Source organism: Dorea ammoniilytica, from assembly GCF_025567415.1.
GTDB classification, from domain to species: domain Bacteria; phylum Bacillota; class Clostridia; order Lachnospirales; family Lachnospiraceae; genus Claveliimonas; species Claveliimonas ammoniilytica.
The window spans coordinates 72,079-95,795 of the sequence record NZ_JAOQJV010000005.1 but is presented as its reverse complement, the minus strand read 5'-3'; the positions used below and the strand labels follow the sequence as shown (position 1 = coordinate 95,795).

At 46.6% G+C, this 23,717-nt stretch carries 21 protein-coding genes; 6 read left to right on the top strand and 15 right to left on the bottom strand.

The window, feature by feature from the left end; all coding sequences use genetic code 11:
* Positions 1–10 precede the first annotated feature (10 nt).
* Genes OCV65_RS05985 through OCV65_RS05955 form a run of 7 tightly spaced genes read right to left on the bottom strand, consistent with a single transcriptional unit; the run spans position 11 to position 5,888 of the window.
* A complete protein-coding gene (locus tag OCV65_RS05985; RefSeq protein ID WP_118452409.1) occupies positions 11–844 on the bottom strand; it encodes a CvfB family protein in 834 nt (277 codons plus the stop codon).
* 3 nt (positions 845–847) lie between these two features.
* Entirely contained in the window at positions 848–1,558 is a 711-nt protein-coding gene (locus OCV65_RS05980) for an acyl-[acyl-carrier-protein] thioesterase (protein ID WP_317258788.1), read from the bottom strand.
* Position 1,559: 1 nt separating this feature from the next.
* Positions 1,560–2,246, bottom strand: a complete 687-nt coding sequence (gene spoIIR, locus OCV65_RS05975) for a stage II sporulation protein R (protein WP_262581307.1) — start codon at positions 2,244–2,246, stop codon at positions 1,560–1,562.
* A 48-nt stretch (positions 2,247–2,294) separates the two neighbouring features.
* Complete coding sequence (locus OCV65_RS05970) at positions 2,295–2,984, bottom strand: GntR family transcriptional regulator (RefSeq protein ID WP_262581306.1); 690 nt, start codon at positions 2,982–2,984, stop codon at positions 2,295–2,297.
* The gene (gene ispE / locus OCV65_RS05965) at positions 2,981–3,859 is read right to left on the bottom strand and encodes a 4-(cytidine 5'-diphospho)-2-C-methyl-D-erythritol kinase (RefSeq protein WP_262581305.1); all 879 of its coding nucleotides are present in this window, start codon (positions 3,857–3,859) and stop codon (positions 2,981–2,983) included. Before ispE ends, OCV65_RS05970 begins: the two co-directional genes overlap by 4 nt.
* Before the next feature lie 36 nt (positions 3,860–3,895).
* Entirely contained in the window at positions 3,896–5,455 is a 1,560-nt protein-coding gene (locus OCV65_RS05960) for a DUF3794 and LysM peptidoglycan-binding domain-containing protein (RefSeq protein ID WP_262581304.1), read from the bottom strand.
* A 49-nt stretch (positions 5,456–5,504) separates the two neighbouring features.
* Entirely contained in the window at positions 5,505–5,888 is a 384-nt protein-coding gene (locus tag OCV65_RS05955) for a protease complex subunit PrcB family protein (RefSeq protein ID WP_262581303.1), read from the bottom strand.
* 308 nt (positions 5,889–6,196) lie between these two features.
* On the opposite strand from OCV65_RS05955, the gene malQ reads away from it, so the two are divergent.
* From malQ to OCV65_RS05930, 5 genes are all read left to right on the top strand, one after another.
* Entirely contained in the window at positions 6,197–7,705 is a 1,509-nt protein-coding gene (malQ, locus tag OCV65_RS05950) for a 4-alpha-glucanotransferase (protein ID WP_262581302.1), read from the top strand.
* 11 nt (positions 7,706–7,716) lie between these two features.
* Positions 7,717–8,451 carry a lysophospholipid acyltransferase family protein gene (locus OCV65_RS05945; protein WP_262581301.1) on the top strand — a complete coding sequence of 245 codons (735 nt, stop codon included), beginning with the start codon at positions 7,717–7,719 and terminating at the stop codon, positions 8,449–8,451.
* 143 nt (positions 8,452–8,594) lie between these two features.
* Positions 8,595–10,046 carry a nicotinate phosphoribosyltransferase gene (locus tag OCV65_RS05940; RefSeq protein WP_262581300.1) on the top strand — a complete coding sequence of 484 codons (1,452 nt, stop codon included), beginning with the start codon at positions 8,595–8,597 and terminating at the stop codon, positions 10,044–10,046.
* Positions 10,047–10,067: 21 nt separating this feature from the next.
* Positions 10,068–11,132, top strand: coding sequence for a D-alanine--D-alanine ligase family protein (locus OCV65_RS05935; RefSeq protein ID WP_262581299.1), 1,065 nt, complete (start codon positions 10,068–10,070; stop codon positions 11,130–11,132).
* A gap of 10 nt (positions 11,133–11,142) precedes the next feature.
* Positions 11,143–12,504 carry a UDP-N-acetylmuramoyl-tripeptide--D-alanyl-D-alanine ligase gene (locus tag OCV65_RS05930; RefSeq protein ID WP_262581298.1) on the top strand — a complete coding sequence of 454 codons (1,362 nt, stop codon included), beginning with the start codon at positions 11,143–11,145 and terminating at the stop codon, positions 12,502–12,504.
* Positions 12,505–12,770: 266 nt separating this feature from the next.
* On the opposite strand, the gene OCV65_RS05925 is transcribed toward OCV65_RS05930, so the two are convergent.
* The 6 genes from OCV65_RS05925 to OCV65_RS05900 all read right to left on the bottom strand — a co-directional run bounded on the left by OCV65_RS05925 (position 12,771) and on the right by OCV65_RS05900 (position 21,529).
* Positions 12,771–14,090, bottom strand: coding sequence for an MATE family efflux transporter (locus tag OCV65_RS05925; protein ID WP_262581297.1), 1,320 nt, complete (start codon positions 14,088–14,090; stop codon positions 12,771–12,773).
* A 141-nt stretch (positions 14,091–14,231) separates the two neighbouring features.
* Positions 14,232–15,602 (bottom strand): MATE family efflux transporter, encoded by a 1,371-nt coding sequence (locus OCV65_RS05920; protein WP_262581350.1) that lies wholly within the window; start codon positions 15,600–15,602, stop codon positions 14,232–14,234.
* Positions 15,603–15,870: 268 nt separating this feature from the next.
* Complete coding sequence (locus OCV65_RS05915) at positions 15,871–18,369, bottom strand: cation-translocating P-type ATPase (RefSeq protein WP_262581296.1); 2,499 nt, start codon at positions 18,367–18,369, stop codon at positions 15,871–15,873.
* A gap of 124 nt (positions 18,370–18,493) precedes the next feature.
* The gene (locus OCV65_RS05910) at positions 18,494–19,273 is read right to left on the bottom strand and encodes a ZIP family metal transporter (RefSeq protein WP_262581295.1); all 780 of its coding nucleotides are present in this window, start codon (positions 19,271–19,273) and stop codon (positions 18,494–18,496) included.
* Between the two features lie 56 nt (positions 19,274–19,329).
* Complete coding sequence (locus OCV65_RS05905; RefSeq protein ID WP_243061170.1) at positions 19,330–20,289, bottom strand: TIGR03943 family putative permease subunit; 960 nt, start codon at positions 20,287–20,289, stop codon at positions 19,330–19,332.
* Between the two features lie 10 nt (positions 20,290–20,299).
* Complete coding sequence (locus OCV65_RS05900; protein ID WP_262581294.1) at positions 20,300–21,529, bottom strand: CobW family GTP-binding protein; 1,230 nt, start codon at positions 21,527–21,529, stop codon at positions 20,300–20,302.
* Positions 21,530–21,716: 187 nt separating this feature from the next.
* On the opposite strand from OCV65_RS05900, the gene OCV65_RS05895 reads away from it, so the two are divergent.
* Entirely contained in the window at positions 21,717–22,559 is an 843-nt protein-coding gene (locus OCV65_RS05895) for a putative manganese transporter (RefSeq protein ID WP_262581293.1), read from the top strand.
* Here OCV65_RS05895 and OCV65_RS05890 read toward each other — a convergent pair.
* Positions 22,549–22,944 (bottom strand): DUF3783 domain-containing protein, encoded by a 396-nt coding sequence (locus OCV65_RS05890; protein WP_262581292.1) that lies wholly within the window; start codon positions 22,942–22,944, stop codon positions 22,549–22,551. The genes OCV65_RS05895 and OCV65_RS05890 overlap by 11 nt on opposite strands.
* Positions 22,935–23,642 (bottom strand): purine-nucleoside phosphorylase, encoded by a 708-nt coding sequence (gene deoD / locus OCV65_RS05885; RefSeq protein WP_262581291.1) that lies wholly within the window; start codon positions 23,640–23,642, stop codon positions 22,935–22,937. Before deoD ends, OCV65_RS05890 begins: the two co-directional genes overlap by 10 nt.
* Between the last annotated feature and the right edge of the window lie 75 nt (positions 23,643–23,717).

The following is a 23,717-nucleotide window of genomic DNA, read 5'->3' as shown; positions in this document are numbered from 1 at the left end:
GGCCTGTGCCTTATTTTGCCCGGATACCATCCGGTGTAATCTCGATCTTACCTGCCTTCAGCAGTCTTCCTACTGCGCGCTTAAACGCATTTCTGCTAAGTCCGGTCTCACGCTTGATCGTCTCCGCATCTGCCTTATCCGTAAATGGATATCCACCTCCACGGCTGTTCATATCCTTCAGGATCTTCTCCGCATCGACATCCATCTGGATAAATGCTTTCTCACGGACACTGAGATCCAGTTTACCGTCTGCCTTCACACCTGCTACTCTCGCTTCTACACGCTCACCCACATGGAATTTACCATAAGCTTCACGCTTCGGGATCAGTGCGCAATACTGGTCATCTACTGCTACAAACCATCCGAAATTATCACTGTGTTCGTAAATGATGCCCTGCACCTTGTCATCTTTCTTATAAGGAGAGTCCTTGCGCAGCATCTCATATACCTTCATAGTTGCACAGAGCCTGCCGGACTTGTCCACATAGAGTCCGACCAGACACTCCTCTCCCTTTTTCAGCTTTGCCGTCTGCTCGCGGAATGGGAGCAGCAGGTCCTTCTCCAGTCCCCAGTCTAAGAACGCACCGATGCGTCCGGTATCTGCTACCGTAAGTGCTTTCACTTCACCTAATGTGATCTTCGGCTCTGCTGTCGTCGCGATCAGTCTGTCCTGTGAATCCTTATAGATAAATACTTCTATCGGATCACCGATCTCGATGCCTTCCGGCACCTGTTTGCCCGGAAGCAGCACCTTATCATCATCGGTTCCCAGATATACACCAAATTCTACTTTTTTTACTACCATTAAGGTAACTCGTTTTCCAAGATTCTGTTCTATCGTCATTCTTTATTCTCCTGTAAATTCTACTACGGCATAGATGTGTCCTTCCGGATCACACAGTTCTACTACCGTACGGTTATCTTCTTCTGCCACCCTCGGCAGGATACTGTCATTATACACTGCTGAGTGCTTATACTCCACACGAACCTGATGAACGTTCAGTTCTTTCTCTACAGCTTCCAACGCCATCTGTACATACTGGCAGTTATTCACATGTTCATTCGTATCAATGTGATACTTGCGCACTTTGAATGTCTCTCCGTCTGTCATCTTTTCCGGCAGACGAATCTTGCGTGGCTCATAATGCATCTCAAGCGGCTCTTCCATTCCATAGGCATCAATCTCATCCTGTCCCGGCTTAACCGGGCGTCCTTTTTGCTTATCCATAAATGTCCATACCGAATTGGCATAGGCCACAGCCTGACCAGACTCATCCACCATCCGGAAATTACGCTCTGCCAGAATTCCTTTGAAACTGGTTGCCCATGTGCTCACCTTTACCCGTTCTCCGATCTTTGGGTAACGCTCGACTACGACCTGCCAGTAAGACAGTACCCATGCCTTTCCTTCTGTCTGAAAACGTTCTACTCCATAACCGATGTCTTCTGACTGAAAGGTACTGCAATCCTGAAAATAATTGATAATTCCCGGCAGTGTGATCGTCCGGTGATGATCGATCTCGCTGTATCTGATCCTGCTGTCAAATGTATAATACACGTTATCTGTCTCCTTCGTATCCTCCGAAAAAGAACCATTTGATCCGAAAGTCGGATGTACAGGTGACCATCTCATAGGCATCCTCATCAACCAGTGTCCTAAGTTCCTGCATGTCCTTCTTATCCGCTTCCACATGCACCGCATCCGTAAAGCAGAGCCCCGGATACAGACAACACCACCAGTTGTGACCTTCACCGCTGCCAATCCGTATGCGCAGTGCTTCGTATTCACCTTCCGGAAATGTAAGTGTTCCGTAGGTCTTCTCTGGAAATTCATCTCTCGCAAGTTCTACCGTAACAGCATCTGCACTTCCTTCCCGGCGCACCGTCTCCCGTGCCAGCTTCTTAATCTCCGTAAGATGCTCTCTGATAAATGCTTCCATTTCTTTCCTGTCTGCATCCTCCGGCCGGTTCTCATGCAGCCATGTTACAACTTCTTCCTTTACCTGCATCTTGATCTGCTGGTCTCTCAGACTATCGCTGTCTGCCAGTACATGAAACCTCAGAACCTGTCCCGCCAGGTTTTCTGTGGCTTCTTCTGCCCTCGCTTCCACCAGCATGCCGCGCTGCCACACAAGCCATGCAGTCAGCATCATAGCCAGGAGAACTGCAAAGACCAGACAGCCTCTCTGCATGATTCTTTCTCGCTCTTTCTGTTGTTTTCTATAATTGTTATAATAATGTTCCATTATGTACACACTCCCTTCTGTCAGGAGTATACACATATTAATGCCTGTCTAAACGCGTCCGTTCTTTTTATTGCGGATAAATTCCGCAATCGCCTTTTCCTGATTATCAATGTGCCTGCAAATAATGTCCTTTGCCTGTGCCTTGTCATGTTTTATTACTGCCTGGATCAGGAACTCATGCTCTTCAAGGAGCTGCTCGTACACTTCGTTATTCTTCAGATATTCTACCCGGTAACGGTACATCTGCTCCCGCAGATTATTCAGAATCTGGATCAGTTTCTGATTATCTGTCGCCATATTAATCGCATCATGAAATGCCACATCTGCCTCTGCAATTCTTGTTACATCATCTCCGCTCAGACTCTCTTTAAATACCTGTGCCGCCTGTTTCATCTCCTCAATCTGCGCCTGTGTGGCATGTTCACATGCAAGCTTCACAGACAGTTCTTCCAGTGCCTCTCTCACTTCCAGCACATCCCGCAGATTCTGTTCTGTAATCTCTGCCACCTCAGCTCCCCTTCTCGGGATCATCAGCACCAGACCTTCCAGCTCAAGCTTACGGATTGCCTCCCGGATCGGTGTCCGGCTGACTCCAAGCTTATTCGCAAGCTGGATCTCCATCAGCCTCTCACCGGGCTTCAGTTCGCCTCTTAAAATCGCCTGCCGCAGTGTATTAAACACTACGTCGCGAAGTGGCAGATATTCATTCATAGTCACTTCAAAATTGGGTTCTTTCATGGCTTCCTCCTTACATTGTGAACATTGGTCACATACACCTGTCTTGCCAGACCTCTGCTCTTTATCTTGCGGGCACCTTCCTTAGCTGCGCCTCTTGTCTTATAAATGCCAAATACCGTCGGACCACTGCCGCTCATCATAGCTCCGAGTGCTCCCGTCTCCAGCATCATTTCCTTAATCTCTCCGATCACCGGATATTCCGGTATCATAACCTGCTCCAGTACATTGCCCATACCTGCTGCCACTTCTCTGATATCGCTCTGCTCCAGTCCGCGGATCACACGGTCAAGATCCGGATGTTCGACATGCTCCAGCGCATCATATCTGGCATATACTTTTTCTGTGGACGCAGACAGCGGTGGCTTTGCGATCAGGATATAGCATCTCGGACATGGCGGAAGTGGTGTCAGCACCTCTCCGATCCCCTCTGCCAGCACACTTCCACGCATAATGCAGTACGGCACATCTGCCCCCAGCTTCACACCCCGCTCCTTTAACGCTTCTTCCGACAGGCGTAAGTGATACATCCGATTCATACCAAAGAGCACCGCTGCCGCATCGGCACTTCCGCCGGCCATACCTGCTGCCACCGGAATATGCTTCTCCAGCGTAATACGGATGCCTCCTTTGATATGAAATTCTTCCTTTAAAATTGCTGCTGCCTTATATGCAATGTTATTCTCATTATTCGGAAGATAAGCCAGATTACTCTGAATCTGAATCTCATCCCCCTCCGTCTTCTCCAAGAGCACCCGATCATAGAGATACACAGTCTGCATCACCATCCGCACCTCGTGATATCCGTTCTCCATCTGTCCCAGAATATCAAGGCCGAGATTCAGCTTCCCCAGTGCTTTCAACTCTAATTTATCCATTGTATTCTCCTTGTATCTTGTATACAAAATTCCTTTCTACAGTATACCCAGATTTTCCTTGAAAATCAATATTTTTTCGCCTGTTTTCGGCTCTCCCTCGCCAATTTCATTTACCTCTCGGATACGCTTCTCCGTCGTATGATATTTTCTGGCAAGATCCCACAATTTATCCCCATCTTTCATCACATAACCGACAATCCCCGGTGCCTCCGAAAGTGCTTTTTTATCCAGCGGTTCTGTGTGGATCTCACAGATGTTCGACACCATCTCTCTGCGTTTCAAAAAAATCTGAAACTCCAGCACGGCTTTGATCTCAGCCTCACCATTTCCCAGCAGACTGACCACCGGCTGTCCGCAAGTACTCTGGATCTCATATTCCATTCCCGCCTCTGCACTTCTGCATTCTGCCACATAGGTAAATGGCACCATACCCTGCCAGATCTCAAATGGCTCTGCATCATCTGCCCGAATATACAGGAAACCGATCTGCAAAATGCCTTCACACATAATTCCATCTGCCACGATCTCAGTGTGCTCGATTCTGACTTTCCCGGATGTATGACAGATCTGCAGTACCTGACCATCAAGCTCCGGAACCCGGATCTGTTCTGCCATTGCATACTCACATGCTTTCTGCATCACAAGCTCTGACAGTTCTATCTCTTCTTTTTCCAGTGTAACCTGCTCTTTTAACGAATACATATCTTCCAGTACATCCGCCTGTTCCTCACCATACACAACCGCACACACTTCCATGACTGCTTCTATTCCAAAGATCCGGAGTTCTCCATCCTCATCCAGTTTTACATCTGCCATTGCATCCACGATCTTTGGCTCTGCCTGATAATACATTGTCTCATCTGCACCATAACAGTCGATTTTTCCTTCATAAGGCACCGCCTGTTCTGTCCAGCCAAGCTTTCCCTCCGTCGATTCATACAGTACAAAGATTGACAGTTCTCCACGCATCTGCAATGCATCGGATACCAGTCGAATCTCCGTCCGTTTCTGTGTGATATCGGTAAACAACACCTTTCCCACAGGATCCGATTGTTTCGGAAGAGCACACTCTTCTTTAATCCGAAATGATTCACGGCAGCTCTTATGAAGCGTCAGGATCTCTACATTCTTCCAGCGTCTGCACAGCCCTTCCTCTTCTTCTACATCCAGCGTCAGATACTGTTCTTCCTCTCCCTGGGAAATAATCTCAAGTTCTGCCATAGCACGAAGTCTGAGTTTTCTTGCGTGTACGATCGTTACTGTTAATTCCGCACTGCTCTCTTTCATCCACAGCGTTCCGAGCATTTCTTCCTCTGCATACACCATTTCCTCAAATGGGAGTTTCCCCTGGAGCACACTGATGCTACCATCATTCCCTCCGGCAAGATAAAGGATCTGGTATTGAATGCGCCCGGACACCCGCACATAACTGCCGGACTGTTTCATATCTTCCACCCGGAGCATCCCCTGACTGTACACGATTCGTCCCACGTCACCTTTGTCATCCGGCACATTTACATCACCGTCCACATAGAACTGGTCCGACATCTTCCGCCCTGTTACACTTTTTCTGACTGCTTTTTTTAGCTGTTCCATCCGAATCCTCCTGTTTTGCTATTCTACTTATTATATTTTTCTGATATTTCTACTTTGTTATGACATGTTTGGGATTATACTCCGTCTGAATCACCAGATATGGGCAAGTCGTTCCATGGTCTGTATCGGTATCTGGTTCCGGCCCCAGAAGCGTAGTTGCAAACACCAGTACATTACTGCTCTCGTAAAATGCATCCACCTGAATCTGATAACCTGCCGTATCCTGCTTCCCATACCCCCGTGCAATATAAAGCCTGCCTTCATTTGCCCAGGTATATAGAAATGACTCCTGCTCCTGATCTGCAATCGCCTGCCGCATTTCTTCCGGCACATCATATTCATCTACAACGGTATATGGCAGATCTCTTACTTTTCGGATATCTATACGTATTACGCTACATCCGCACAACAGTGCTGCACAGATTGCACTCACAAAGAATATTTTCCTTATATTTTTATATGTTCGTCCTTTTCCCTCCCTCATTACACACTCCCCCAGACCTGCTCTCGACTGTTCAAGAATGCCTCTGCAATCCTGCCGGAGGCTATATCAGCTGGGGAATTGACTCCCAGCTGATATACATATCTACGCGGAATCACTAGGAAAAATGCGTAATTTATGATAAAATAACATGATATTAAGATGCAACGCACGGAACAATCCGTAGGGCCTCATACAATGTCGCTCAGGCATCATCAGAATTTTATAATTCTATAACAAACTAAGGAGACAAGTAACACATGAATGGAACATCTTTGCCGCGTACATCCGGCATTCTATTACATCCCACTTCACTTCCTTCCCCATATGGGATCGGTGATCTGGGACGCAGTGCTTATGAATTCGTAGATTTTCTGGCACAGGCAGGTCAGCATCTCTGGCAGGTGCTTCCTCTGACACACACAGGATTCGGAGATTCCCCATATCAGAGCTTCTCCGCTTTTGCAGGACAGCCACTGTTGATCAGTCCGGCTTATTTGCAGGAACTTCAACTGGTCAGCCAGGATGACCTGAATTCCTGTCCACAAGGCGATCCGACGCAGGTAGATTACGGTGCAGTGATCCCTTGGAAAAATGGTCTTCTCCGCAAGGCCTTTCAGTCTTTTCAAGAGGGACGTGCTTCTCACCTGAACTGGGATTTTGAGAATTTCTGCCGGGAGCAGGATGCATGGCTCTCAGATTATTCATTATTTATGGCCATGAAAGATTGTCATGAGGGACGCTGCTGGCTGGACTGGCCAGAGGACTGCAGGAGACCGGATCCAGACAAAAAGGCAGCCCTCCGAGCAGAACTTACGAATGAATCACGTTTCTATGCATTCGTCCAGTTCCTGTTCTTCCGTGAATGGATGGATCTGAAACGTTATGCTAATGAAAAGGGCGTGCGTATCATCGGAGACATTCCGATCTTTGTATCCATGGACAGTGCTGATGTGTGGGGCAACCAGCATCTGTTCCAGTTAGACACTAAGGGGTTCCCAACGGCAGTTGCAGGAGTACCGCCGGACTATTTCTCTGCTACCGGTCAGCTCTGGGGCAATCCGCTTTACGACTGGTCTGCTCATGACTGCGAAGGCTACCAGTGGTGGATCTCTCGTGTAAGGAATCAGTTACAGATCCTGGACATTCTCCGGATCGATCATTTCCGGGGATTTGAAGCATACTGGGCCGTCCCGTATGGTGAGCTGACTGCAGTAAACGGTCAGTGGCAGAAAGGACCGGAGGGAAAATTATTCTCAGCTATCCAGAATGCACTGGGTGAGAATCTTCCGATCATCGCAGAGGATCTCGGTGTGATCACACCTGAAGTAGAAGCACTCCGGGACAGCTTCTCATTTCCGGGCATGAAGGTGCTGCAGTTTGCCTTTGAAGACACAGGAGAAAGCAGCTTCCTGCCACATCAGTTCACGACTCCGAACTGTGTCTGCTACACCGGAACTCACGATAATGACACCACACGCGGATGGTATGAGACGCTTCGCGATGACTGTAAGCACAAGCTCCGCCGTTATCTGCACGCAGCCGACACCGATACCATCAGCCTCCAGCTGATCCGTCTGTGTCTGTCAAGTACCGCTGCCTATGCGATCTTCCCATTGCAGGATGTACTGGACATCGGCAAAGAGGGACGCATGAATATGCCTGGTCGTGCTACCGGTAACTGGAGCTGGCGTTTCCGTTCCGGTCTCCTCACCGAAGATCTGGCCAGAGAACTGCGCGATATGTCACAGCTCTACGGCAGATATTAAGGAGGGTAGTTATGATTCGATTTATATTTGTTGCATTATTTTTATTTTTATATCTGATCCTGGGCATCCCGGTCTATCTGATCCTGCGTCTCGTATGTAAGATCAACAAAAAAGCCGGAGACTATGCTTCCCTGCGATTGGTTCAGTGGGCATTCCGCGTGATCCTGAAGATCAGCGGCACCGAGATCACCGTGATCGGAGAGGAAAATGTACCTGACGAAGCGGTTCTCTTTGTAGGTAATCACAGAAGCTACTTTGACATTCTGCTGACCTACTCTCGCTGCAAGCATCTGACCGGATACGTAGCAAAAAAAGAGATGTTAAAGTATCCTCTGCTCCGCGACTGGATGAAGGCACTCCACTGCCTGTTTCTGGACCGTGACAATGTACGCGAAGGGCTGAAGACGATTCTGCAGGCTATCGACTATGTCAAAGAAGGCATATCCATCTGCATTTTCCCAGAAGGAACCCGGAATACAGGCGAAGAATTAAGTCTGCTGCCATTCAAAGGCGGTGCGCTGAAGATTGCCGAGAAATCCGGCTGTGCCATTATTCCGCTTTCCCTGAATAATACCATCGAAATCTTTGAAGCACATCTCCCGCGGATCAAGAAGACACACGTAATCATTGAATACGGCGCTCCAATCTATCCAAAAGATCTGGACCGGGAGACACGCAAGCATCTGGATACCTATGTAAGTGATATTATCCGGGAGACAATTCGCAAAAATGCCGCTCTGGTGTAAAGCAATCTTTTAATTTGCAATTTAGGATGATATAATAAGATATTAAGATGTACAGTGCGGAGCAATTCGTCGGCATCTGTTTAGATTTATATTTAGATTTAGATTTAAATGAAACAAAAAATATATAAAGGAGTTAAATCAAGATGAATCAAAGAGATTTAACCTTGCTGACTGATTTTTATGAATTAACCATGATGCAGGGCTATTATGAAAAGGGCCAGAACGAGACCGTTATTTTTGATGTATTTTATCGTCAGAATCCCTGCAATGGAGGTTACGCAATCTGCGCCGGACTGGAACAGGTCATTGAATACGTAAAAGGACTGAATTTCACATATGAGGATGTTGACTATCTCAGAAGCCTCGGCATCTTTGACGAGGAATTTCTGCACTACTTAAGTGGATTCCACTTCAGTGGTGACATCTATGCGATCCCGGAAGGAAGCGTCATTTTCCCAAAGGAACCACTACTTAAAGTTGTCGCTCCGATCATGGAAGCTCAGCTTGTAGAGACTGCGATCCTGAATATTATCAATCACCAGTCTCTGATCGCCACCAAGGCTTCCCGCGTTGTATTTGCGGCAGCCGGCGATGGAATTATGGAATTTGGGCTGCGCCGTGCCCAGGGACCGGATGCAGGTCTTTACGGTGCAAGGGCAGCTGTGATCGGTGGATGTGTAGGTACTTCCAACGTACTTGCCGGTAAGCTTTTTGATGTACCGGTGCTCGGAACTCACGCACACAGCTGGATCATGAGCTTTTCGGATGAATACACTGCATTTAAGGCTTACGCTGATCTCTATCCGGATAACTGCACTCTGCTCGTTGATACGTATGACACTCTGAAATCCGGTGTGCCGAACGCAATCCGCGTATTTCAGGAAATGCGTGACGCAGGTGTGAAGCTGACCCGCTATGGCATTCGTCTGGACAGCGGTGACCTGGCTTACCTGTCTAAAAAAGCACGTAAGATGCTGGATGAAGCCGGATTCGAAGATGCTACGATTGCAGCATCCAATGACCTGGATGAATATCTGCTTCATGACCTGAAGATCCAGGGCGCAGCAATCACTTCCTGGGGTGTAGGTACCAACCTGATCACCTCCAAGGACTGTCCATCATTCGGAGGCGTGTATAAACTTGCTGCTATCAAGACAGAGGATGGCGAATTCGTACCGAAGATCAAGCTGTCTGAGAATACAGAAAAGATTACCAATCCTGGTAACAAGACCATTTACCGAATCTATGATAAGGCAACCGGTAAGATCCGTGCTGATCTGATCTGCTTTGTAGGTGAAGCATTTAACCCGGATGAAGATCTTGTGATCTTCGATCCACTGGAGACATGGAAAAAGACCAAGCTCAAAGGCGGCTCTTACACCATGCGAGAACTGATGGTGCCAGTCTTCCGCAACGGCGAATGCATTTACCAGTCACCATCTGTAAAAGAGATCGCAGCATACTGTACCCAGGAAAAAGCAACTCTGTGGGATGAGACCAAGCGTCTGTTCTATCCACACCGTGTATACGTAGACTTATCTGATAAGCTGTACGCAGTAAAGAAAGAGCTGCTGAATCAGCTTGGAAGAGAATAATTATAAGGGAGTATTAATATTATGAAGATTATTGTATTAGCAGGCGGCTACAGCAACGAACGCGACGTTTCTCTGAATTCCGGTGCCAGTGTCTGCAAGGCACTGCGTGAACGCGGACACCAGGCTTATCTGCTGGACGCATTCATGGGACTTGACTGGGATTCCAACAAATTAGAAGAAGTATTTAACCAGGAAGATGGCGGTCTTGGCATCGCTGCCGATATCCAGATCAAAGAGCCGGATCTGGATGCTCTGTGGGCATCCCGCCCGGGTGATTCTTTAAGTTATCTGGGACCAAATGTATTAGAGCTCTGCTCCATGGCAGATATTACATTTATGGCTCTGCATGGAAGTCTGGGAGAAAATGGCAAACTGCAGTCTGCCTTTGATATCCTCGGCATCCGTTACACCGGACCGAATTCTCTTGGATGTGCCCTGTCTATGGATAAGGGTGTTACCAAAGAAATCTTTCAGGCACAGGGCGTTCCAACACCAGCCGGTACACATCTGTTCCGCAAGGACAAAGACTGCACGCTGGATGAACTGGGATTCCATCTTCCGGTAGTTGTAAAACCTTGTTCCGGCGGATCCAGCATCGGCGTACACATCGTACATACAGATGCGGAATATCGTGATGCCATCGAAACATCATTTAAAAAAGAAGACGAAGTAGTCATCGAGCCATTTATCGACGGACGTGAGTACGCCTGCGGTATCGTAGACGGCAAAGCTCTTCCGTTGGTTGAGATCATTCCAAAGGACGGCGTATTCGACTACGTAAATAAATATCAGATTGGGGGAGCAAGCGAGATCTGTCCTGCACAGTCACTGAATGCTGAGCAGACTGCACAGATTCAGGCTGCCGGCGAAAAAGCATTCGAGGCACTGCGTCTGGATGTATATTCCCGTGCAGACTTTATCGTAGATAACCACACCGGAGAATTCTACTGTCTGGAAGTCAACTCTCTTCCTGGTATGACAGGCGCAAGCCTTCTCCCGAAAGCTGCAAAGGCTGCCGGATACGAATACGGTGAATTCTGCGAACTGATCATCCGCAAATCATTAGAAACCAGATACCAGAATTAGGAGCGAACACATGAAGAATCTTACTTTAAGAAACATCACCCGCGCCTGCCAGGGTACCTATCACGGTAACGAAAGTCTCTTAGACCGGGAAGTTGCCGGCGTTACCATTGACAGCCGCAAGGTAGAAAAGGACTTTCTCTTTGTAGCGATCAACGGAGAGCGTTTTAATGCACACCAATTCATCCCGGATACCATCGAGAAGGGCGCACTCTGCGTTGTATCCCACGAAGATCTGGGTGATACCGATTATCCTTACATACTGGTAGAGGCTACCGGCCAGGCTCTGCTTGACATCGCCAAACTCTACCGTGACTCCTTCGACGTAAAAGTCGTAGGCATCACCGGAAGCGTCGGCAAGACCAGTACCAAGGAAATGATCGCATCCGTACTGGCTCAGAAATACAACGTTCACAAGACACAGGGAAACTTTAATAATGAATGTGGGCTTCCGCTGACTATTTTTGAAATGAACGAAGAACATCAGGTATCCGTGCTGGAAATGGGCATCAACCACTTTGGAGAAATGCGCAAGCTTTCCACTGTTGCAAGCCCTGATATCTGCGTAATCACTAATATCGGCGTAGCTCATCTGGAATTCCTGAAGACACGCGAAGGTATCATGCAGGAAAAGACACAGATGTTCCAGGATATGAAGCCGGGTGGTTCCGTTGTATTGAATGGAGACGATCCGCTCCTTTCCACTATCGGACCTGTAAAAGGTTCTGATCCGATCTTCTATGGACTGGATCAGGATAAGAACGTGATATACGCTACAGATGTAGAACCATTAGGACTGAAAGGAACTTCCTGCACCATCCATCTGCCGGAAGGAAGCTTCTCCTGCGTTGTACCAATTCCTGGTATCCATATGGTATCCAACGCACTGGCAGGATCCGCAGTCGGTTCCAAACTCGGACTTACTACCGAAGAGATTAAACGCGGCATCGAATCTCTGCCATCCATTCCGGGACGCAACCATATCATCCAGACTGATCGCCTGATCCTGCTGGATGACTGCTACAATGCCAACCCTGTATCCATGAAGGCCTCCCTGGATGTACTGAATATGGGTATCGGACGTAAGGTCGCTGTACTCGGCGATATGGGTGAGCTGGGACCGGATTATGCAGCACTTCATCGTTCTGTCGGTGAATATGCTGCAGAGATTGGTATCGATCTGGTATGTGCCATCGGTCCGATGTCAAAGGAGATTGCCGAAGGTGCTGCTTCAGATGGCACAAAGGCACTCTGGTTCGAGACAAAAGCAGACTTCCTTGCACAGACAAAGGATATTCTGAAAGATGGAGATAATGTGCTGATCAAGGCATCTCACGGAATGGAATTCCCAGAGATTGTAGAAGCATTGAGATAGATTTTTTAATATTTTTTCATAAACTCCGACAAAAACTACCACAAAAAAGAATATTTTCATTCTAGTGTGAAATACTTGAAAGGTCTATCAACATATGCTATATTATTGATAGATAACTGATACCAATGTCCAACTGGACGAACGAAAGCCCCACAAGGTTCCAGCTTGTGGGGTTTTCTATTCCGTAAAGTGGATTAAACTTTTAGGCTAGTTGTCTTCGTCATTTCTGTCTAACCATTTGCAAATATAATTTTATCAATTATTATTCATTTTAAATAAGTTCTTTTCATCTTCTTATATAATCCGCAAGCCACAACACATACCACCAACTCCGTCAGCGGAAATGTCATCCACACACCTGTAAGCCCTGCCACATTTGCCATGATAAATGCCAGCGGTATGATCACGATCAGCCCGCGAAGCAATGAGATCATCTGTGCCGGAGCCGCCTGATCTGTTGCTGCGAAGTATATCGCAAGCAGGATATTCGCTCCTACGAATGGACAGGCTGTAAAATAAATCTTAAGTCCTTCTACTGCTATTCTCTGCAGATCCATATCCCGACCGCTGTTAAAGATCATTGCAATCACATCTGCATTCCAGTAAATCCCCACGTAGATCAACATCGCAAGTATAACCGTAAGCATCATTGCCCAACCAAGGAATCTATGCACATTCTTTTCCTGGCTGCGCCCGTATTCACGGCTCAAAAGCGGCTGTACACCCTGTGCAATACCATTATAAATAGCAATTACGACAATGGATATATTAGCTACCACACCATATGCCGCCACGCCTACATTTCCCGCCAGACCAAGGATCAACAGATTAAATACTGCAATTACCAGTCCGGATGACACTTCTGTTACCAGGGACGGCACACCGAGCCCTGCTGCCGATGCCACGAGTCTCACATCAGGTCGGACACGTATCAATCGAAACTGATTCTTCTTTTTCACAAAATGCTGCAACAATATTAATATACTGATGATCGGAGCAACCGCCGTTGCAAGTACCGCACCGAAGAGCCCCATTCCAATCGGGAATACAAAGATATAGTCAAATACAATATTAAACAGACATCCACTCAGCATCGCAGTCATTGCCAGAGACGTATTGCCGTCATTCCGGATCATAGCACCAAGCAGATTGTTAATCATAAACATTGGAGAAAATAATAAAATCACCTGCAGATACGTTCTTGTCATATCGTATACTTCTGCATTGGCTCCCACAAGCGCCGTGATTGGATCTGCTGCCAGCAGACCGATCAACATAAAGATTACAGCCAGCACCGTCACCACACACAAGCTGCTGGTAAACAGCACATCGCCACGTTTTTCATTTCCCGTGCCCTTCATAATGCCGTATTTTGTTCCACTTCCGATGCCCAACATAAAGCCACAGCCGTTCATCACGCTGAATACCGGTATTGCCAGATTCAGTGCTGTCAGGCCATCTGCCCCGACACCTTTCGATATAAAATACGTATCAGCCAGAATATAGCAGGATACGCCAAGCTGACTAAGCACGCTCTGCGACACGTATTTCCCAAATTCCTGCAGCGTATTCTCTTTTCCTGCCATACCTCATCCCCCTGTATTCAGCTAAGTAAAGCGGACATTCGCAATCCGCTTCGCTACTTGCTCATGAACGCAGTCGCTTCGCGATCTGTCAGTGGGAGCTTTCAACTCCCACTGACATAAGCATCCCCCCTCACCCGCCGCTTAGTACTCCGCGCACTTGAAGCGGGGGGAATGCTTATCTGCGTTCATTTTCACTGATTTGTGGTAAATTCTCCATGCAATCAATGCCGTGATCGTCTCTGAAATCCAGAATGCATGCCATACCCATTCCGCGCCACCAATTCGACATAAGATCCATGCTGCCGGAACAATCGTGATCAGATATCGGAACAATGAAATCTGGAAAGATTCTTTTCCTTTTCCCAGTCCTTCCAGTGCTCCCGATGTGGTCACCGATACTGCTGAGATCACAAAGCCCATACTAATCACACGAAGTGCTGTCTGTCCGATCCGGATCGTCTCGTTATTTGTCGTAAAGAATCCAATCAGCTGGCCAGATGCCAGCAGACAGAGTATCGTACCAAGAATCATAATACTTCCTGTCATATAGAGTGTCAATCGATAAATCTTCTTTACACGCTCTCTCTCGCCCGCTCCGTAATTATAACCGATTACAGGGCGCATTCCCTGAATGATTCCATTTGCCGGCAGATACAAAAATGTCTGCAACTTGTAATAAATACCCAGCACTACTACATAACTTTGCGAATACACTGCAAGCAGTCCATTTAACAGCGAGATCAGAAGTGACGGAAGTGCCAGATTGAAAATTGCCGGAATCCCCACGCCGTACAGCTTCCGGTCAATCGCGCTATCCGGATGACAGTATTTCCATTGGAAATGCACCGTCTGCTTCGGGCTGAGATACGCAACAATATAGATTACCCAGGTCAGGAGCTGACCAAGTCCTGTTGCCAGTGCCGCCCCGCGGATCCCCATCTCCGGAAATGGACCAATGCCAAAGATCATCAACGGATCCAGGATAATATTCGCAATCGATCCACACATCAGACTTAGCATGGTAACCTTCATATTACCTGTCGCCTGAAATAACTTTTCAAATACCAGCTCGATCATAATCGTCGGCGCAAATAAAAATACAATTACAGAATACTGCATACCCATTTCGATCACTTCTGCATCTCCGGTGAACATTCTAAGAAATACCGGCATTAACAGAATTCCTGCTGTCATCATAATCACACTATGGATCAATGCAAATATAAATCCATGCGTTGCTGCAATATCTGCTTTTTCTCTGTTACCTGCTCCCAGATGAAATGCAATTACTGCATTAATACCTATACCAAAACCAATTGCAATCGCATTCATCAGATTCTGCAGCGGATATACAAGTGACAATGCCGTCATTGCCTTCTCATTAATCTGCGCTACAAACAGACTGTCTACAATATTATAAAGTGAATTTACCAGCATGGACACTACCATCGGTAATGCCATAGATGTCAGCAGTGGCAAAATCGGCTTCTCTTTCATAAAAGTATCGTTCATCATATCCTCCCTCATAACTCCTGATATCTTATTACAGAACAAAGAATGTGCCTTGGCACATTCTCGCGCCTGCGGCGGTCGCTTGCGACATCTACCTCATCCGCCGCAGTGCGCATCCTCGCGGAGCGTTTTTTACTTTACAGGAAAACAATTTCCTGTAAAGTAAAAAAACGCCATACAACCACTATCATAGTGATCGTATGGCGAAAATGGTTACACCAGAAAAATCCATACAGGTTTTAGCTTCCCTAACATAACAGAATCTGTCTTATCTGTCAAGTTCCTCCCCTTCCAGCTTATAGAGCAGTTCCTCTTTGGAAATATCGCCGCGTATCCTTTTAACCAGAAGCCTTACGTCTTCTACCAGAATACTCAGGTAACGGAAGAAGGATTCTGCTGCAAACGAGAACATGACAAACAACAAAATACAAATTGTGGACATACCACTCATAGCAAACAGCTGATTCAGGAATACTCCACAGAAAATCATCCCCACAATACATCCGATGAATACCGCCAGGCGGACACTGTTCATTGGCTGACAGATCTTATACAGGATCATGAATCCAACAATCGCCAGAAGCATCGTAGCTGCCGTTGCGATATCCTCTGACGGGAGTCCGAATACATGTCCGCATACAACCAGCGCTCCCACTGCGAACACATCCGTAAGCCCGGCCGGAAGTGCTTTCAGAAGGACATTGGTCATAAAATGTCCCTTGATACGAGTCTTATTCGGTTCCAACGCCAGGAAGAATCCCGGAATACCAATCGTAAACATGCTGATCAGAGATACCTGCGACGGTTCCAGTGGATAGCTGATCATAAATACCGCAGACAGGATTGACAGCAGTAACGAGAATATATTCTTAACCAAGAACAAACTCGCTGACCGCTGGATATTATTAACTACACGTCGTCCTTCTAATACTACGGAAGGCATACAGGAGAAATCCGACTCCAACAGCACTACCTGCGCAGCCTGGGTAGCTGCCTCGCTTCCGGATGCCATCGCGATACTGCAATCCGCATCCTTCAGCGCAAGCACGTCATTGACACCATCACCGGTCATGGCAACCGTGTTACCTGCTTTCTGCAGTGCATGTACAAACTGTCTCTTCTGATTCGGCGTTACACGGCCGAATACGGTGTATTTCTCCATGGCTCTTGCCACCTGTTCATCCGTCTTCAGAGTAGACGCATCTACATAGTGCTCAGCTCCGGCAATCCCCGCCTGAGCTGCGACCTCAGATACGGTCATCGGATTATCACCGGAAATCACCTTGATCTGCACATCCTGCTCCGCAAAATATTCAAACGTCTCTTTTGCCTTGTCACGTATTGGATTGGCAAGCGTGACATATCCTAACGGCACTACTTTTTCAGTCAGTTTCTTACCGTCAATCTCACCTTCATATTTACCAAATACCAGCACACGATATCCTTTTTTCGCATACTGTTCTATCTCTGCTTCATAGAGAATGTAGTCATCCCGAAGCACCATCTCAGGAGCACCAAGTACATACGCCCCATCCTCAAATGTAACACTGCTATACTTCACCGCTGAAGAGAATGAAGTCATGCTCACCGCTTTCTTCCCTGTATTCTCTGTGAAGTAAGCTTTTAACGCTTCCATAGTGATATTATCAGCCGTCATCGCTGCCGCAAAATCGCCGATCATCTGATCCAGAGGTGGGTACTTCTCCTTTTCCTTCCCGCTGGAATAATCCAATGTCTCGACTGCTTCATGGACCGCCATGGTGTTCTCGGTAATCGTTCCCGTCTTATCCACACACAGCACATTGACTCTGGCAAGTGTTTCGATGCTCTTCATATCGTGAAGCAGTACCTGCTGCTTGGCAAGACGCATGGCACTGACCGCCAACGCAACAGTTGCCAGCAGATACAGTCCCTCTGGAATCATACCGATCACTGCCGCTACCATCGAAGTCACACTGCTCTGGAACGGATCGTGGTTAAAGAAAAAGCTCTGCACTACCAGAATAATACCAATCGGAATGATCGCAATACCGACCCATTTGACCAGCTTATCCAGTGCACGGATCATCTCTGACTGCTCACCCTCGCCCATCTTCTTCGCTTCCAGTGTCAGCTTGGAAATATAGGAATCCTCTCCAACCTTGTCAAGTCTGGCATGACACTTGCCGGATATTACAAAGCTTCCGGACATGAGCTGATCTCCTCTGCGCTTCGTGATCTCATCTGATTCACCGGTCAGCAGTGATTCATTCACCTGCACCTCTCCGGCAGACACGATTGCATCTGCACAGATCTGATTGCCTGCACTGAAAATCACGATATCATCCAGCACCAGATCCTCCGAAGCCACCTGCTGCACCTTACCGTCTCGCACTACCTTGGCATGAGGCGCATTCAACATACTCATCTTATCCAATATGTTCTTCGCCCGAATCTCCTGATAAATGCCGATTAACGTATTACCAATAATGACCGGCAGAAATGTCAGGTTACGGAATGATCCTACAATGATCAGCAACACCGCCAGCACGAAAAAGATCAGGTTGAAGTAAGTAAATGTATTCTCCCTGACAATATCCTTGGTCGTCTTAGACGGAGCCTCCACAGACAGATTCCGCCATCCCTGCAACCGATGCTCCATAACCTGATTCGTCGTCAGTCCTTCATGATAATCCGGATCATACCTCTCCGGCGTAATCCGTTCTCTGCGTCTCGGCTGCTCCTCCGCAGTTCGTCTTTTTACTGGTTTCTTACCTTTATGTGCCATAATTATCTATCTTCACTTCCTGTACTTTATCCGACGTTATTTCTCAACATCTTTTTCCATTATACGCCAATTTTCTTTCATGTCTATGAAGAAAGTATGAAACTTTCCTTAATGAATTGTTCAATCATCCTAACGCTACGTCAAGTACCATCATAACCACAAAGCCAAGTGCAAAGCCCACCGTTCCTATATTGCTGTGTTCTCCTTCGCTTGTCTCCGGTATCAGTTCCTCCACAACTACGTAGATCATGGCACCTGCTGCAAATGCAAGCAGATAGGGAAGTACCTGTATCAACACATCTTTCAATAATATCGTAATTCCAGCTGCAATCGGTTCTACGATCCCTGATCCCGCTCCGTACAGAAATGCTTTGCCTTTGTTCATGTTCTCTTCACTTCGAAGCGGCATGGATACGATGGCTCCCTCCGGAAAATTCTGGATCGCAATTCCGACCGCCAATGCAAATGCTCCCGCCAGCGTGATATCTGTATGCTCAGCCGCGATTCCTGCAAATACAACTCCCACAGCCATTCCTTCCGGGATATTATGGATTGTCACAGCCATGACCATCTTCATGCTCCGGCTCCAGTTCTTCTTTACACCTTCCGCTTCTTCCTGTCCGAGGTGCTGATGTGGCACATAACTGTCCATCAGCAGAAGTGTAAGTATTCCAACCATAAATCCGAGTGCCGCCGGGATAAAACAAAGCTTACCCATGGGCTCAGACATTTCCATAGCAGGAATTAAAAGTGACCACACAGAGGCGGCCACCATAATGCCGGACGCGAAACCCAGAAGTGCTTTCTGGACTCCCGCCCGAATATCATTTTTTAATAAGAACACACATGCAGCACCCAGTGCTGTACCGGCAAACGGTATCATAATACCTAAAAATATATTCATATACTCTCCTGTATTCTCATCTTACATTGTCATCTTATGCCAGATAACAATATCGGTTAATTAAAATATACCAGCTCGTCTTCCGGCTCCTGAATCGGTTCCAGAGATTCCAGTGTGATCACCGGTCCTCTGCCACGGTAAGCACGCTTAAATTCAAAGCCTACTTTACCTCTGGCTCTTACCCAGGTATTGGCTTTCATATCTTCGATTGCCATATGCTTGCAGATAAAGCCAAGGAATGTAATATCATCTGCGCAGCAGGTCATAGCACTTCTTCCAAGTACAAATTCACCCTTCGGAAATCCTTTGGCCTTTCTTGCTCTTCCCTGAATCTCCACAACCTTGCCTTTATACTTTTCCGGGTTGTCCATCATATCTACATACCAGATACCGTAATCCATATCCTCAATCTTAATAACCGGTGCATCCAGATCATAAGGCATCTGATCGCTGAAGATATCTTCAATCTCGCCTTCTGCACCCTCAAAGATAATCTGTGCTCCCTGATTCACTACTTTTACACTTCTGCGGTAACCGGCTAACGGCATATCCTCCGTACAACGGTTAAACAGTACCATATCTGCATTACGCACCATTTCTACAAAAAGCGACTTCATATTGGCAATATACACATCAAATGTACTTGCATCTACGGTTGTGATCTCCTGGATCAGCCCCCAGCCATCCGGCACATCCAGCGCTTCCATCTTGCTGACCGGATACATACCATTACATTCAAAGATCACACGCTCCGGATGGTACTTATCTTCTACTTCCTGAAGGAATTCCTTTGTCAGTTCTTCCGGATCTTCTACGGTAACAATCTTCGCTTTTGCACGTGCAAGAAGGTCTTCTTCATATTCCTCTTCGCCTTCCTCACACAGAATAATAACCGTCGTTCCGTCTATTTTAAAATACTGTTTATCAATCGTCTGTTTCAGGAAAGAAGTCTTACCACTCTCCAAAAATCCAGTCATCAGATAAACTACTACTCTTGCGTCATCTACCATCTGCATAATCAGTCACCTATACCTCAAATAATTCTGCCAGTGCGTCCTCTTTCAGTTCAGAACCGATCACACAGATGCGTCCTGTGAATTCAGGCTCTCCTGTTCTGACTTCCTGCTCACCCGGAACCATGTCAAAGTAGATCCACTGTCCGTCATCGCCTGCAACCATACCTTTTGCTCTCAATACTACACCATAAGTATCGGCTGCATCCAGTGCTGCAAGTTTCACTTTTAATTCTTCTTTATTGAATTTCTTCACAGTCTCTTTGCCCCAGCTTGAGAATACATCGTCTGCATGATGATGTCCATGGTGGTGATGATCATGGTCATGGCAACCACAGGTACAGTTTTCATCATGCTCATGGTGATGCTCATGCTCGTGATGATGGTCGTGCTCGTGATGATGCTCGTGTTCGTCATGGGCATGGTGGTGCTCATGATGGTGCTCGTGTTCATCATGCTCATGATGGTGTTCGTGCTCGTCGTGGTCATGATGGTGTTCGTGCTCGTCATGGTCATGATCATGGCAGCCACAGGTGCAGTCCTCGTCATGCTCGTGATGATGCTCATGCTCGTGATGGTGTTCATGTTCATGTTCATGGTCATGCTGATGGCGCAGTTCCTCTTCTAACATCTGCTTTTCCAAAGAATCCACATGTTCCATCGTCTCCAGAATCTTAGCACCATCCAACTGTTCGATCGGAGTTGTGATAATTGCTGCATTTGCATTCATCTCACGAAGCATCTTAACAGCCTCTTCAGCCTTTCCTTCCTTCGCCACATCAGTACGGCTCAGGATAATAGCTCCTGCTGTTTCTACCTGATTGCTGTAGAACTCACCGAAGTTCTTCAGATACAGTTTGCATTTATTCACGTCTACAACTGTCGTGTAGCTGTTCAATACGATGTCTACACTGTCTTTTACATTCTCTACTGCTTTGATCACATCAGACAGCTTGCCAACTCCGGATGGCTCGATCAGAATACGATCCGGATGGTATGTCTCAATTACTTCCTTTAAAGAAGTGCCGAAATCACCGACCAATGAACAGCAGATACATCCGGAATTCATCTCACGGATCTCTACTCCGGCTTCCTTCAGAAACCCTCCATCAATACCGATCTCACCGAATTCGTTCTCGATCAGTACTACCTGCTCGTTCTGAAATGCTTCTTTCAAAAGCTTTTTAATCAACGTAGTCTTGCCGGCTCCAAGAAAGCCGCTGATAATATCTATCTTTGTCATCTTAATACACTCTCCTTTTTTAGTCCTAAACTTTGTTTTAGCACAAATATCACAAAAAGTAAAGCCGCCATCCGTATTCTTTCCTATTATAGAGAAATCGTATCATTCATTTGACATTTCCTCCGAAACTTGGTAGTATGAAAAAGATATTCCTAAACCAGTTTAATAATAAGAAAGAAGGTTACTTATGAATATATTTCTGGATGTTCTCCAGGATACCGTATCAGACAGCCTGCATATGCTGCCTTTTTTATTTGCGGCATTTCTGCTGATCGAGACTCTGGAACATTACTCAACAACATTTATCAATCAGACACTGATAAAGATTAATAAAGCAGGTCCGTTAGTCGGTGCTATCCTTGGCTGTATCCCACAGTGCGGATTCTCCGTTATGTCTGCGAATCTGTATTCCAGCGGTGTCGTATCCCTGGGTACGATGCTTGCTGTCTTTCTGGCGACTTCCGATGAAGCGATCCTGCTTCTGCTCGGTCACCCGGAAAGCGCAGGAAGTATCTGGACACTGTTGACAGCTAAACTGCTCATCGCTGTAATTGCCGGTTATATCACAGATTTGTTTCTGGCGAAGCGAATCTCCACACCAAAGCACTTCGGTGATCTCTGCGACCACTGTGGCTGCCATGAGCATCACGGCATTGTACTTCCGGCATTCAAGCATACACTGAAGCTTTTTGCATACATTTTTGTATTCTCAGGCTTATTGAATCTGATCATTGCTTATGCAGATCTGAATACACTTTCAACCATTCTGTTAAGTGGGAGCCTGTTGCAGCCATTTCTGGCCGCACTGATCGGATTTATTCCAAACTGTGCAGCATCCGTAGTACTGACAGAATTATACCTTAGTGGAACACTGTCTTTTGCTTCTGTCGTTGCTGGTCTCTGCACCAATGCAGGTGTCGGACTCGTTGTTCTGTTCGAAGTCGATAAAAATCGTAAAGAAGACCTTAAAATCGTAGGTCTCCTTTACTTCTTTGCAGTAGCAGCCGGACTGATCCTCTCTATTTTTTAAGAGGCTGTCCGGTCATCTGCTCATGTTCACTTTTAATCTCATGATATAATCTTACAGAATCCCATTCCTGATTCACCGGTGTCAGCACCGCTTTTAACGGTATATGCACTCTTTCTTTGCGCAGATAATTAAGCAGCAGATCCATCTGCCTGCCAAGCTGGCACATCACCAGCATCTCATCGTCAAAACTTTCCAAAACTTCCTGTTTACAATCGCCATCCGGTACTTCCGACGATGCCTCAAAAAGAGTACGGATTGCTCTTCCGTAGTCTTCTTTAGCAACCATCTTTACTCTTATCCCATGCATTCCGCAAAATGCCTGGATCTTATTCTTTCTCTTTCTATCCGTAAAATTATAAATCAATATCGTAGGTTTTACTGACATACCGCTGTCTCCAATGCAATCTCCATCATCTGTCTGAATCCATTCTGTCGTTCTTCGGCACTGAGCGATTCTCCATTTACGATCGAATCCGATACGGTAAATATTCCCAGTGCTTTCACCCCAGCCCGTGCTGCCTCACAGTATAATGCATAGCTCTCCATCTCTATGCCAAGCACGCCAAGCTCTGCCCAACGTTTCCATTCCGGAGTCTCTGTATAAAACAGATCGGAAGACAATACATTGCCCACATGACTGACTGCATGCAATCGCTCCGCAGCTTCTTTTGCTGTACTTAAAAGACCGAAATCCGCGATCGCACTGAATGTGCCCGGCAGCTGATACTGATGTGCATAATTACTGTCTGTGCAGGATGCCTGCGCCATGATAATATCTCCCAACAGAATATCTCCCCGTATTGCTCCACAGGAACCAATCCGAATCAGATTCTTCACTCCATATACATGAATCAGCTCATGACTGTATATTCCCATTGAAGGCATTCCCATGCCCGTCCCCATAACAGAAATGCGCTTTCCTTTATATGTTCCGGTGTATCCAAACATATTCCGAACCGAATTAAACTGAACTAAATCTTCCAGATAGGTTTCTGCAATGAACTTCGCCCGGAGCGGATCTCCCGGAAGCAGAATTGTCTCCGCAATATCGCCTGGATTTGCTGTATTATGTGGTGTAGCCATAATTATACCTCCCTGTGTTCAAATTAACTATAGTATACCACAGAGGGATTAATCCAGTCCTGCTCTTTCCCGAAA

Coding starts and splice junctions, on each gene's coding strand:
- malQ (WP_262581302.1), top strand. CDS start 6,197: ATGAATGGAACATCTTTGCCGCGTACATCCGGCATTCTATTACATCCC.
- OCV65_RS05920 (WP_262581350.1), bottom strand. CDS start 15,602: ATGAACGATACTTTTATGAAAGAGAAGCCGATTTTGCCACTGCTGACA.
- OCV65_RS05915 (WP_262581296.1), bottom strand. CDS start 18,369: ATGGCACATAAAGGTAAGAAACCAGTAAAAAGACGAACTGCGGAGGAG.
- OCV65_RS05935 (WP_262581299.1), top strand. CDS start 10,068: ATGAAGATTATTGTATTAGCAGGCGGCTACAGCAACGAACGCGACGTT.
- OCV65_RS05925 (WP_262581297.1), bottom strand. CDS start 14,090: ATGGCAGGAAAAGAGAATACGCTGCAGGAATTTGGGAAATACGTGTCG.
- OCV65_RS05905 (WP_243061170.1), bottom strand. CDS start 20,289: ATGCAGATGGTAGATGACGCAAGAGTAGTAGTTTATCTGATGACTGGA.
- OCV65_RS05900 (WP_262581294.1), bottom strand. CDS start 21,529: ATGACAAAGATAGATATTATCAGCGGCTTTCTTGGAGCCGGCAAGACT.
- OCV65_RS05945 (WP_262581301.1), top strand. CDS start 7,717: ATGATTCGATTTATATTTGTTGCATTATTTTTATTTTTATATCTGATC.
- OCV65_RS05970 (WP_262581306.1), bottom strand. CDS start 2,984: ATGAAAGAACCCAATTTTGAAGTGACTATGAATGAATATCTGCCACTT.
- OCV65_RS05895 (WP_262581293.1), top strand. CDS start 21,717: ATGAATATATTTCTGGATGTTCTCCAGGATACCGTATCAGACAGCCTG.
- OCV65_RS05985 (WP_118452409.1), bottom strand. CDS start 844: ATGACGATAGAACAGAATCTTGGAAAACGAGTTACCTTAATGGTAGTA.
- OCV65_RS05940 (WP_262581300.1), top strand. CDS start 8,595: ATGAATCAAAGAGATTTAACCTTGCTGACTGATTTTTATGAATTAACC.
- OCV65_RS05930 (WP_262581298.1), top strand. CDS start 11,143: ATGAAGAATCTTACTTTAAGAAACATCACCCGCGCCTGCCAGGGTACC.
- deoD (WP_262581291.1), bottom strand. CDS start 23,642: ATGGCTACACCACATAATACAGCAAATCCAGGCGATATTGCGGAGACA.
- ispE (WP_262581305.1), bottom strand. CDS start 3,859: ATGGATAAATTAGAGTTGAAAGCACTGGGGAAGCTGAATCTCGGCCTT.
- OCV65_RS05960 (WP_262581304.1), bottom strand. CDS start 5,455: ATGGAACAGCTAAAAAAAGCAGTCAGAAAAAGTGTAACAGGGCGGAAG.
- OCV65_RS05910 (WP_262581295.1), bottom strand. CDS start 19,273: ATGAATATATTTTTAGGTATTATGATACCGTTTGCCGGTACAGCACTG.
- spoIIR (WP_262581307.1), bottom strand. CDS start 2,246: ATGGAACATTATTATAACAATTATAGAAAACAACAGAAAGAGCGAGAA.
- OCV65_RS05890 (WP_262581292.1), bottom strand. CDS start 22,944: ATGTCAGTAAAACCTACGATATTGATTTATAATTTTACGGATAGAAAG.